Origin of the sequence: Streptomyces sp. NBC_00038 (assembly GCF_026343635.1) — a bacterium.
Taxonomy (GTDB): Bacteria; Actinomycetota; Actinomycetes; order Streptomycetales; family Streptomycetaceae; genus Streptomyces.
In genome coordinates, this window is the sequence record NZ_JAPELQ010000001.1 from 433940 (window position 1) to 445762 (window position 11823).

The 11823-nt window shown below is 70.9% G+C and carries 11 protein-coding genes; all 11 read right to left on the minus strand.

Annotated elements, in window-relative coordinates; genetic code table 11:
- Positions 1-343: 343 nt before the first annotated feature.
- Positions 344-1603: an XdhC/CoxI family protein gene (locus OG219_RS02075; RefSeq protein ID WP_266822221.1), complete on the minus strand. Its 1260-nt coding sequence runs from the start codon at positions 1601-1603 to the stop codon at positions 344-346.
- Between the two features lie 4 nt (positions 1604-1607).
- The gene (locus OG219_RS02080) at positions 1608-2378 is read right to left on the minus strand and encodes an Asp/Glu racemase (protein WP_323183258.1); all 771 of its coding nucleotides are present in this window, start codon (positions 2376-2378) and stop codon (positions 1608-1610) included.
- A gap of 73 nt (positions 2379-2451) precedes the next feature.
- Positions 2452-2934, minus strand: a complete 483-nt coding sequence (locus tag OG219_RS02085; RefSeq protein ID WP_266822223.1) for a MarR family winged helix-turn-helix transcriptional regulator — start codon at positions 2932-2934, stop codon at positions 2452-2454.
- A 78-nt stretch (positions 2935-3012) separates the two neighbouring features.
- Positions 3013-3867: an alpha/beta fold hydrolase gene (locus OG219_RS02090; RefSeq protein ID WP_266835970.1), complete on the minus strand. Its 855-nt coding sequence runs from the start codon at positions 3865-3867 to the stop codon at positions 3013-3015.
- Between the two features lie 20 nt (positions 3868-3887).
- On the minus strand, positions 3888-4550 hold the full coding sequence (locus OG219_RS02095; protein ID WP_266822225.1) for an isochorismatase family protein: 663 nt from the start codon (positions 4548-4550) through the stop codon (positions 3888-3890).
- Complete coding sequence (locus OG219_RS02100; protein ID WP_266822227.1) at positions 4547-5245, minus strand: SRPBCC family protein; 699 nt, start codon at positions 5243-5245, stop codon at positions 4547-4549. Before OG219_RS02100 ends, OG219_RS02095 begins: the two co-directional genes overlap by 4 nt.
- Positions 5246-5248: 3 nt before the next feature.
- On the minus strand, positions 5249-5782 hold the full coding sequence (locus OG219_RS02105) for a (2Fe-2S)-binding protein (RefSeq protein ID WP_266822229.1): 534 nt from the start codon (positions 5780-5782) through the stop codon (positions 5249-5251).
- A complete protein-coding gene (locus OG219_RS02110; RefSeq protein WP_266822231.1) occupies positions 5779-8133 on the minus strand; it encodes a xanthine dehydrogenase family protein molybdopterin-binding subunit in 2355 nt (784 codons plus the stop codon). The genes OG219_RS02105 and OG219_RS02110 overlap by 4 nt, the downstream gene beginning before the upstream one ends.
- On the minus strand, positions 8130-8978 hold the full coding sequence (locus OG219_RS02115; RefSeq protein WP_266822233.1) for a xanthine dehydrogenase family protein subunit M: 849 nt from the start codon (positions 8976-8978) through the stop codon (positions 8130-8132). Before OG219_RS02115 ends, OG219_RS02110 begins: the two co-directional genes overlap by 4 nt.
- 43 nt (positions 8979-9021) lie before the next feature.
- Entirely contained in the window at positions 9022-10419 is a 1398-nt protein-coding gene (locus OG219_RS02120) for an MFS transporter (RefSeq protein WP_266822235.1), read from the minus strand.
- 93 nt (positions 10420-10512) lie between these two features.
- Complete coding sequence (locus OG219_RS02125; RefSeq protein ID WP_266822238.1) at positions 10513-11784, minus strand: FAD-dependent monooxygenase; 1272 nt, start codon at positions 11782-11784, stop codon at positions 10513-10515.
- Between the last annotated feature and the right edge of the window lie 39 nt (positions 11785-11823).

The following is an 11823-nucleotide window of genomic DNA, read 5'->3' on the forward strand; positions in this document are numbered from 1 at the left end:
CGCCTTCACGGAGCAGTAGGAGGCCTCATGAGGGGGTGTCCCGAGGCAAGGTGGAGGGGGGACGTCGGCCAGTGGGATGACGGCCGGCGCCCCGCGATGGCAATCGCCCGTCGACTGCGTGCACGGTGTCGGTACGAACCGAGTCGGGCACGACGTTGTGTGGTTTCCGAGCAGCTCGCTGGACACATAGCCGGATACGGCTGGTCGCGATCCACCCGCAGCCGCCGCGCCGGAGAATTAGTCCGGATGCTGACTATCTCCCGGTGGAGTCTCTCCGTCAAGGGCTGACCGCACGCATTTCCCCGCGGCCCCGGGCGCTCTCTCCCTCCCGTACAGCGCGAGTTCACTGGGCCATGAAGGACGCTGAGGCCCGGAGCGCGTGAATGGGAGCGAGGGTCTCGGTCAGACTCCGCCCTGTGCCGCCCTCGCGCAGCGCGATGACCTCCGCAGCGATGGACACGGCGGTTTCCTCCGGGGTGCGCCCGCCCAGGTCGAGCCCGATCGGTGAGCGCAGCCGTGCGAGGGCCCTGTCGTCGACGCCCGCGTCGCGGAGGCGACGCAGTCGGTCCTCGTGCGTGCGCCTGCTGCCCATGGCGCCGATGTAGGCGGCTTCGGTCTGCAGCGCGACCTCCAGCAGGGGGATGTCGAACTTCGGGTCGTGCGTGAGGACGCATATGGCGGTGCGCTCATCGACCCTCGTACCGCTCAGCCACCGGTGCGGCCAGTCGACCACGATCTCGTGTGCATCCGGGAAGCGGGCAGCCGTGGCAAAGACGGGCCGCGCGTCGCACACGGTGACTCGATACCCCAGAAACGCCCCGAGGCGTGCCAGGGCTCCGGCGTAGTCGATCGCTCCGAAAATCAGCAGGCGCGGGGGCTCCGTGAAGGATTCGAGGAAGAGGCGGGTGCCGTCCGGCAGCCTCTCCCGCGTAACTCCGTTGTCCAGTGGGGTCGTTGCCGAAAAGTCCCGGGCTTCGAGGCCGTCCGTGCTCATCGCTCGGCGGTCCGCTGCTTCCGCTCCGGCCGAGGTTCCACGCCAACTCTCGCTCGGCCCATCGGCCGACTCGGCCCATCCACTGCCCAGGCAAGGCTCCCTAAGCGGGTCATGCCGGCGCATCCGCGCGAGTGCCTGTACGTCCAGGTCACGTTCTCCCAGCGAGCCCGTCACCCCGCCGTCGTCGCGTACGAGCAGGCATGCTCCCGCCGACGCGCCGGAGAGCGCTGTCGCCATAGCCGCCCGACGGCCTTCCCGGACCGCCGCGGCCAGGGCCGACCACTGGGCGAACTGGGCGTCCGCCACGGGACGTACGAAGATCTCCAGCGTGCCCCCGCATGTCAGGCCCACGGCGAACGCGTCGTCGTCGGCGACGCCGAATGTCTCCGTGACCGCCTCCCCGGTCTCCAGGGCCTGGCGCGCCAGCTCGTAGACCGCGGCCTCCACGCAGCCGCCCGAGACGCTCCCCACCACCTCCCCGTTCTCGGACACGGCCATCGCCGCGCCCGGCTGCTTCGGCGAGGAGGACCACGTGCCGATGACGCTTGCCACAGCAAACCGGGTGCCCGTCGCGCACCAGCCGTCGAGGGTCTCCAGGATGTCCCTCACGGGTTCAGGCCGTGGCGGAGCTGGGGACGCGACCGCTCAGCAGGCTGCCGGCGCCGGGCACGACAGTGGGCAGGCCCAGTTCGGCGAGGATGCGGTACGCCGTGGCGGTGGCCGCGGACAGCACCGGCAGGCCCGCCGCGTCCTCGACCGGCTGGATGGAGGGGAGCGACGGCATCTGGACGCATGCGGACAGGACGAGGGCGTCGGCCCGGGAGAGGTCCAGGCGCCGCCAGTGATCGCGCAGGTCGGCGGGGTCGAGGTGAGCCACCGCCAGGTTGTCCGGCACCTCCAGGCTCAGCGCGTCCACCACTTCGGTGCCCGCGTCCTCGATGTAGTCGGCGACGACGCGGGTCAACGGCTTCATGTACGGCGTGATGATCGCGACCCGCCGCGCCCCGAGGGTCTTGATGCCGTCGAGCAGGGCTCCGGCGCTGGAGACCACAGGCGCCTGGGCGCCCTGGTCGCGGAGTACGGCGGTGATCTCGTCCTCGGCGGTGCAGTGGTACCCCGGTCCCTGCGCCATGATCGCCACCAGGCAGGCCGTGGCCACCACGTCGGGGCGGGCGTCGGCGAGTTCCAGGGCCGCGCGCCCGGTCTGCGCGTTCATGGCGCGCAGTTGCTCGGGCGTGACGTGCTGCATGCGCATCCGGCTGCTGTGGAAGACGAACCGGTCCTCGGGAAGTACGGACTCGCGGTCCCGCAGCATGCGCGGGAGCTCCGTTTCCATGGTCAGGTTCGAGCTGGGCACGATCAGGCCGATGTGGTGGTCGGTCATGGCATCCTCCGGACATCTGGTGTCTCTACGGTCAGTGGCGACCCAGAACCCGTGGCGTGCCTCAGCGAGCGGCTTACGAGTTCTCGGTCAGTCCCTCCCAGTGGTCGGCGAGGGACGTGAGCAGGTGCATGATCTCTTCGTGCCGCTCGGCTCCGAACGGCTCCAGGAGTCGTTGGTCGAGCTGGCGGGCACGGGCGTTCGCGCCGCGGAGGGTCTGCTCACCCTCCTCGGTCAGATAGAGCAGCTTGCGGCGGCCGTCGGCGGCGGCCGTCTTGCGTACGATCAGGCCCCGGCTCTCCAGCCGCCGGGCGACGTCCGCCATCGTCGACGTGTCCAGGGCCACCGCCGACGCCAGCGACCGCTGATCGTGTCCCGGTGCGGCCTCCACGGTCTGCAGCACCGCGAACTGCGGGCCGGTGAGCGTCGGGTCCACCGCGCGGATCCAGATCGCCAGGTACGCCTGGTAGAGGCGCCGGACTTGGTAGCCGGGCGCGGCCGTCAGCGCGACGGGAGGCCGGGGCGGAGTGGAGGTCGAGGTAGCGGTTTCGTCAGCCATGGAGCCACTTAAGCACGGCTCTTGATCGGTTCGGCACCCCGGATCGGGACGGTCCGGAACGGCAACCACGGGCGGCCGTCAGGTCAGCATCGGGCGCAGTGCCTCCCGCAGCGCGGCGAGCGCGACGGGAGGGTTGTCCCAGAACAGCATGTGGCCGGCGTCCGGGATCTCGCGGAACACGGCCGAGGGGTGCAGCCGGGCCGCCTCTTGGGCGCCCTGGGCGGTGACGACGGGACTGTCCGCGCCGTACAGCAGTGCCGTGGGGCCGGGCACCGAGGGCCACCAGTGGAAGAAGTCCTCGCTCTCGAAGCCTCGGTGGGTGGCCACGATGGCGTCCTCCGAGCAGCTGGCCAGCCAGCGCGCCCGCAGTGCCTGCTCCTGGCGCGGCCAGCGCGGCCACGCCTGTGCCACCTCGTCGGCATCCGTGCCACGCACCGCCTGCGCGAGCTGGCCCAGGAAGGCGTCCAACGTGGTGGGGTAGGGTCCGCGCCCCGGTCCGCTCATCGGCGGGTCACCCAGCACCGTGCCGCGCACGGCGACCTTGCCCCGAACGGCGGTCACGGCCGCGATGCGCGCACCCATCGAATGTCCGAAGAGCAAGGGCCGGTCGAGTCCGAGTCCCGTGATGACGGCTTCGGTGTCCTCGGCGTACTCCTCAAGACTGTAGGAACCTCCCGCGTCGGACAGTCCCCGCCCTCGGACGTCGACGACCAACGGCCGTACCAGATCGGTCAGTTCACGGGCCACGAAGTCCATCGTGATCGCCGGGCTGGTGATGCCGGGCAGCACGACGAGCGGGACGCCCGGGCCGCCGTAGTCGAGAACGTGCAGGCGCGTGCCGCCCGAACGCACCCAGCGGCTCGTGGCGGGCACATCGGCCAGATCGGCGAGCGCGGACTGCGGCAGGCAACGGGCGGGTGGAGCGGGCGTCATGGGGTCCTCCGGCGGTGGGGTCACGTGGCACTCCTCGGCAGGGCGTCGAGGTAGGCGACGGCGTCCTTGAGGCCGATCACATCGCCGTACTTGGCCTGGATGTCGAAGAGGTTCGCCTCGTGCGGGCCGGACGCCCGGTCGCCGACGCACTCGCGCGGAACCAGCACCGAGAACCCGGACTGCACGGCGTCGACGGCCGTCGCCCGCACGCAGCCGCTCGTCGTCGCCCCGCACACCAGGACCGTGTCGCGGCCGAGGCCGGTCAGCAGGGCGGCCAGCGAGGTGCCGAAGAAGGCGGAGGCCCCCTTCTTCACGATCAGGTGGTCGTCGGGCTCGCGCGGCAGCCGGGGATCGACCTCGACCTCCTCGCCGCCTTCGAGCAGGGCCCGCATGCCCTGCGCCTTCTGCAGCCAGACCACGGCGTCACCCGCCGCCTCGGCCGGTGTGTAGGCGATCGCGGTGAACACGACGGGCACTCCGGCCGGACGTGCCGCCTCGATCAACTCGCCCGTGGCGCCGACGACTTCGGTCAGATCCGCACCCGAGGGGAAGCCCTCCTCGGTGAAGCCGCGCGTGAGGTCGACCACGACGATCGCGGGTCGGCTGCCACGACGCACGGGAGCACCGAAGCCGGCGCGTTGGTAGGTGCGTTCGGTCTGCTGCCCGTACCGCGCGGTGCTCATGAAGCCCTCCGCAGGGCCCGCAGTTCGCGCGCCTGGGCGCCGAGCCGGCCCAGCAGCCAGCCCTCGATGAGGCCGAACGCGAACGCCCCTGCGACCAGGCCGTACTTGGCTGCCGCGGGGCCGACCAGCATCGCCAGGCCGTCGAGTTCGGAGTCCGGCGCGAGGGCGGGTTGCGAGGCGGGGTAGGAAGTGGCGCCCACGCGCGGGGAGTTGGCACCCACGTTCGGGGAGGCAGCCGCTCCCCCGGCCCGGTCCGCGTCCAGCAGGCTTCCCAGATTCTGTGCGAACTGCTGCAGGATCCGGTCCGACACGGCGCCGATCGCGCCCTTGCCGAACTGGGCGATCTTGCCGCGGATCACCAGGTCCGTGGAGAGCTGGAGCAGCGCGCCCTCGGGTGCCGCCAGCACATCCAGCGCGACTTCGGCCTCCGCGTCGCCGCTGCCATGGGTGTCGGCTCCGCGGGCGTGGACCCGCAGCCGCCGCCGTTCGGCGTCGACCTCCAGGAACCGGACCGTGCCCGCGTACGCGGCGCTGATCGGTCCGACCTTGATCTTCACCCTGCCCTGCCAGACGTCGCCGTCCTGCCCGTCGAGCGCGGCGCCCGGCATGCAGGAGGCGACCCGTTCGACGTCGTTCATCAGGGCGAAGACCTCGTCCGGCGAGGCCTTGACCGGGACCGCGTTGGTCAGCTGCATACGTCATTTCTCCTTGCTGTCACAGAGGTTCGCGCAGGCCTGGCGCCGGGCCGTCGCGCACCCGTCGATCGCCTCGACGATGGTCTGGTAGCCGGTGCACCGGCACAGGTTGGCGGCGACGACCTCGCGGATCTCGTCCTTGGTCGCCTCCGGCCGCTCGGCCAGAAACCCCTCGGCGAGCATCAGGAAGCCGGGTGTGCAGAACCCGCACTGCAATCCGTGGTGCTCGCTGAACGCCCGCTGCAGATCTCCGAGTTCGTCTCCGTCGGCCAGGGACTCGACCGTTCGGATCCGGGTGCCCTCGGCCTGCGCGGCGAACATCAGGCAGGCGCGGGCGGGCCGGTCGTCGACCAGCACGGTGCAGGCGCCGCAGATGCCGTGCTCGCAGCCGACATGCGTACCGGTCAGCCGCAGTTCGTGCCGGAGCACGTCGACGAGTGTGCGGCGCGGCTCGGTGATCACCTCGTGCTGCTCGCCGTTGACGTCGAGAACGAGGAGCTGCAACTCACGTTCGCTCAGGGCTGTTTCCTCGGTCATGAGGTGGCCTCCAGGTGCAGGGCGCGATGCACGGTCTCCGGGGTGACGGGTGTGTTGTCGAGTTCGACGCCCGTGGCGCGCAGAGCGTCGTTGACTGCGTTGAGTACGGCGGCGGGGGCGCCGATGGTGCCGCCCTCGCCGGCGCCCTTCGCACCGGTCTCGGTGAACGCGGAGGGCGTCTCCAGGTGGTGGATCAGTACGTCGGGGATCTCGTGGGCGGTGGGCACCTTGTAGTCCATGAAGCTGGTCGCCGACGGTTCGCCCTGATCGTCGTAGGTCACCTGCTCGAACAGCGCGCCGGCGATGCCCTGTGCGATGCCGCCCCGGCACTGTCCCTCGACGACCTGCGGGTTGATGGCGACGCCGCAGTCCTCCACGCACACGTACCGCAGGATCTCCACCTGTCCGGTGCCTTCGTGCAGTTCGACGACGACGCCGTGGGTGGCGTTGGAGAAGGTGCCGTCGTTGAACACGTCGAAGGTGGCGGCTGCGGTCAGACCCGGTTCGATGTCCTTGGGCAGCAGGTGCGCCCGGAGGTAGGCGATGTCGGCGATGGCCTCGTAGGTGAGGGCGTCGGAGGCGCCGTCCCGGCGACGGACGGCACCGTCCGTCAGCTCCACGTCGTCGGGGTCGATGTCCCAGCGGGCGGCCGCGATGGCGCGCAGCTTGTCGCCGAGCTTCGCCGCGGCCAGGCGCACCGCGCTGCCGCCGACGGTGATGGAGCGGCTGGCGAAGGTTCCGAAGCCGTAGGTGATGCGGTCGGTGTCGCCCTGATGGAGCCTCACCTTGGCGATGTCCAGGCCGAGTTCGTCGGCGACGATCTGCGCCATGGTCGTCTCGTGGCTCTGTCCGTGGCTCATCGTGCCGGTGGTGACGGTCACCGCACCGCTGGTGTCCATCCGCACCTCGGAGATGTCGAAGCCCGGCACGACCTGCATCTTGCGCTGCGCGAAGGCCGTGGAGCCGTAGCCGGTGCGCTCGCTGAAGCACGCGTAGCCGATGCCTAGGTGCCGTCCCTCGGCAGCCGCCGCTGCCTGCTTCTCGTACCAGCCCTCGTCCTTCACGAGTTGCTCGCAGAGGTTGAGCGACTCCAGATAGGAACCGGGGTCGTAGGTGATGTTGTTGACGCCCGTGTACGGGAAGTCGGTGATGACGTTGCGGCGGCGGATCTCGACCGGATCGAGGCCGAGTTCGCGCGCGGCACGTTCGAAGAGCCGCTCCACGACCATCACGTACTGCGGGCGGCTCACCCCCCGGTAGGGCCCGGTGGGTGCCTTGTTGGTGGTGATGGCCCGGCCGCGCACCCGGTAGGCGGGGACTTTGTAGACGCCGGGCATCTCGGCGGATGCCATCAGCGGCTCGATGCCGGCCGTGAACGGGTAGCAGGAGTACGCGCCCATGTCGCAGACCACGTCCGCGTCGAGCCCCAGGATCCGGCCGTCCGCGTCGAAGGCGGCGCGTACCTGGTAGTGCTGTTCGCGGGCGAGGAACGACGCGGACAGGGCGTCCTTGCGGTCCTCGATCCACTTGACGGGCCGGCGCAGGCGCAGCGCGGCCGCGGCGGCCGCGATCTCCTCGCGTCCGACCACGCACTTCTGGCCGAAGCCGCCGCCCATGTCGGGTACGACGACCCGCACCGCACGCTCGTCCAGGCGCAGGCTGCGTGCGGCCACCGTCCTTACCTGGTGCGGGATTTGGGTGCAGGTGTGCAGGACGAGCTGTTCCTCGCGGTCGTCCCAGTGCGCCACGGCGCCACGGGTCTCCAGCGGCAGCGCGTTCTGCCGGCCGGTCCTGCTCTCGACGTGGACGACGCAGGGCGCGGACTCGAAGATCTTGTCGATGCCGTCCGTCGCGAAGAGGGAGACGTCGACGAGGGTGTTGCGGGCGGCTTCGGCGTGGACGAGCGGGGCGCCGGCCGCGAGCGCCGCCGCTTCGGAGGTGACCGGTGGCAGCGTCGTGTAGGTGACGCGGGCCGCCTCCAGTCCGTCCTCCGCGGCGTAGGCGTCCCGGGCCACGACGATGGCCAGGGGCTCCCCCACGTAGCGGACCTTGTCGCGGGCGAGGACGGGCATGGCGGTGGGGACGAACTCCGAGAGTGGGCGCCCCAGTTGGGCGGTGATGTCGCCGAGCTCCAGGTCGTCCGCCGTGAACGCGGCCACGACGCCCGGGACTTGGCGTACCGCCGACAGGTCGACGGAAGTGATCTCACCGTGGGCGACCGTGCTGCGTACGAACTGGGCGTGCAGCATGCCGGGCAGCGCGATGTCGTCGACGAACCGGCCGCGCCCGGACAGCAGCCGCGGGTCCTCGCGGCGCGCGACGGACCTGCCCACCAGCTTCTGCCTGCTCATCGGGCGATCGCCTCCTCACAGGCGCGCCGGACCAGTGTCCGGACGAGTTCCTTGCGGTAGGGCGTGCTGCCGGACGCGTCGGCAGGGGGTTCGACGGCCGCCGCGGCTGCGGACGCGCAGTCGTCGAAGGAGCCGCCGCCCGCCAGCACGGCCTCTGCCTCCGGCACCCGCACCGCCGCTGCCGCGACTCCGCCGAGCGCCACCCGGCCGCCGCGTACGGCTCCTTCGTCGACGTCGAGGTCCACGGCGGCCGCCACGATCGCGAAGTCACCGCGCCGCTCGGCGAATTCGGTGAGGGCCGCATGCGGAGCGGGACGCGGGAAGACGATCTCGACGAGGAGTTCGTCCGGGTCGAGGGCGGTCGTGTAGTAGCCGAGGAAGAAGTCCGCGGCCGGAATCCGGCGCTCGCCACGCGGCCCACGGACCACGAGCTCGGCGTCCAGAACTACCGCGAGCAAACACCACTCGGCGGTGGCGTCGGCGTGCGCGATGCTGCCGCCCACGGTGCCACGGGTGCGGATCGGCAGGTGCCCGATCCAGCCCATGGCGTCCCGCAGGACCTCGAAGCCCGCCCCGAGCGTCCCCGCAGGGGCGGTCTCCACCGTGTGATGGGTGGTGAGCGCCCCGATGCGCAGACCGCCGCCGGCGTCGCGGTGCAGCCGGTCGAGCTCCCGTAGGCCGCCGATGTCGACGAGATGCCGCGGGCGGGCCAGCCGGAAGTTCATCATCGCGACGAGACTCTGTCCGCCGGCGATGACCTTGGCGTCGTCACCGAGCTCGGCCAGCAGCCTGGTGGCTCCGTCGACGTCGGGTGCCCGGTGATACCGGAACGGGGCGGGCTTCATGGTCCTCCTGTCGTGCGTGGTGTGCTGTGGTGGGCCAGGCGGGTCAGAGAGCCGCCTGCTCGGCCGCCACCCGGGGCGCGGGCACCGGGAGTTGCTCGTCGTCGCCGTCCAGGGCCCGGCCTTTCGTCTCCGGGGCCGCGAACGCCATCCATACGACGGCCCCGAGTACGGCGAGCGCCAGCACCGCGAACGTCACCGGGAGCCCCAGCACGGGCCACATCACCGAGCCGAACAGCAGCGGGGCGAAGCCTGTGAGGGCCCGGCTGACCGACGAGGCCCAGCCGAAGCCGCTCGCCCGCAGCGGAGTGGGGTACAGCTCGGAGACGTACGCGTACAGGGCGGGGATGGTGAGCTGCATCAGGAAGCCGAACACGGCGATCGCCACGACCGACCCCGTCGGCATCTTCATCACCAGCGCGAACACCACCAGCGCCAGTGCCCCGAGCGGAGCCGACACGCCGATGAGCCACTTGCGGCCCACGATGTCGACGAGTGCGGTGGAGACCACGACGCCGACGATGCCGACCCCGCTCATCAGGGTGGTGCTCATGAAGGCGGCCGTGTCACCGAGGCCTTCCTCCTTGAGGATGGACGGCATCCAGCTCAGAGCCGCGTAGTAGACGAGCATGATCGTGGCGAACAGCAGCCAGGCCGCCGAGGTGATGCGCGGGCTGAACTTCCAGACGCGGCGCAGCTGTTCGGCCGCGGCGGCCACTCCACGCGGGCCGGTCTCGGCGACGGGTTCGGGGATGACGTACGGCTCGACCGGCGCGCCGGTGCGGGCGACCAGGTCGTCGATGACCTGCCGGGCCTCTGCCTCCCGGCCCTTGTTCGTCAGATAGATCGGCGACTCCGGGATCCCGCGGCGCACCCAGAACAACAGCATCGCGGGCAGCACCATCGTCGCGAGCATCCACCGCCAGTTCCCGTCGAGGGACAGCATCGCCGTCGACACGAGCCCGCACAGCGTCACGCCGATCGGCCACCACAGGTCGAGGGCGGTCAGCACCCTGCCGCGGAGCCTGCGCGGGGAGAATTCACTCACGAGCGCGTAGTCGACGGGGATGCAGCCGCCGAGGCCCACACCCGCGAGGAAGCGCAGCGCGAGAAACACCGGGTACGTCGGTGCGAGCGCGCCGAGCACCGAGAACAGGGCGAAGATCAGCAGTGTGACGCTGAAGGCCTGCTTGCGCCCGATCCGGTCCGCGACCGCACCCCAGGCGACGGCACCCACGGCCATGCCGACGAGGTTGGCGGTGGCCACGAGGCCGCGTCCGCTGAGCGAGAGATCGAAGTGCGCGCCCAGGAGCGGCATGAGGAAGCCGTTCAGCGCGATGTCGTATGCGTCGAAGAGGTAGCCGAGGCCACCGATGATGAAGATCTTTCCCTGGACCGGCCATCTCCAGGGGAGCTCTTGAACTATCTGATCGCCTGTCTTCACGTTCGCTCCACGTGTCGGATCGGGGACGGAGCACGGCGGTTGCGGGTGCCGGGAACGGGGGGTGGGGGGCGGAGGGAGTGCGGGCGGGTGGCCTCAGCGCGCGAAGCGGTACGAGAAGGCGCCGAGATCGGGGTCATTGAGCGGAGTGCCGCCCCACAGCCACTCGTAGGAGAGGTCGGATTCGCCGTCGAATCCGCGTGTGAGGCTCTCGTCCCTGGCCCGCTGTTCCGGGCCGTCGGGCAGGTGGTAGAAGGTCTTGTTCTCCAGCGACGCGTCCTGGACCATCCCTGCGTGCTTGGCGCGCCGGTCGACGTAGCGGCGCAGCGCCCCTTCGATGCCGCCGATGGTGACCGCACCGAGTTCTTCGGCGAGGACGGCGGCGTCCTCCATGGCCTGCGAGGCGCCCTGCGCCTGATAGGGCAGCATCGCGTGGCAGGAGTCTCCGAGGAGGGCGACGCGGCCGTCCATCCACACCGGGTCGCGCCGCCGGTGGTAGAGCGCGAAGACGGAAACGTCCTCCTTCGCCTTGGACAGCATCGCCGGGACGCGGTCGTCCCAGCCGGGGAAGGCGTCGACGAGATCCTGTGCGGTGGCGGGGGCGGCCCACTTCTCACGGACCTCGTCCGTGCACGGCACGCACGCCACGACGTTGAGGTACTCGCCGCCGCGGATCATGTAGTGCACGAGGTGCCGGTCGGGGCCGTACCAGATGGTGCTCTGGTAGCGGTCGACGAGCCATCGCGTGGCCGGGTCGGCGGCGATGAGGTCGCCGGGGATCAGCGCCCGGTAGGCCATCTCGCCGGAGAACAGCAGTGTGTCGGGCGCGCCCATCAGATCGCGGACCTGTGAGCGGACGCCGTCGGCGCCGATGAGCGCGTCACAGGCGTAGCGCCGTCCGTCGTCGGTGACCGCGACGGGACGTTCCGGGTCCGTGCGGTCCAGGTCGACGACCTTGCTCGCGGTGTGCACCTCCACGACGGGGCCCGGCCCGGCGGGGTCGAGGCAGGCGTCCAGCAGGATGCGGTGCAGGTCGGCCCGGTGATAGTGCCAGTAGGGGGCGTTGAACTCGTCCTTGCAGCGCTGCCCGAGTGAGGTCAGAGCGACGATGCTGCCGTCCTTCCAGCGGCGCCGCACCTGGTCGAGCGGCTCCGTGTGGATGGCCTCCATCTGCCGGCGCAGCCCGAGGCCCATCAGGATCCGGCTGGCGTTCGGTGCGGTCTGGATGCCCGCGCCGACCTCGCCGAGCTGCGCGGCCTGCTCGAGGACGGTGACGCGCAGGCCGCGCTGCCGCAGCGCCAGGGCTGCGGTCAGCCCGCCGAGGCCTCCCCCGACGACAGTGACTTCGTACGACTGGCTGGACGCCACTCTTCCTCCAACTCATGGGCATGTACGGGTGGTTCGTGC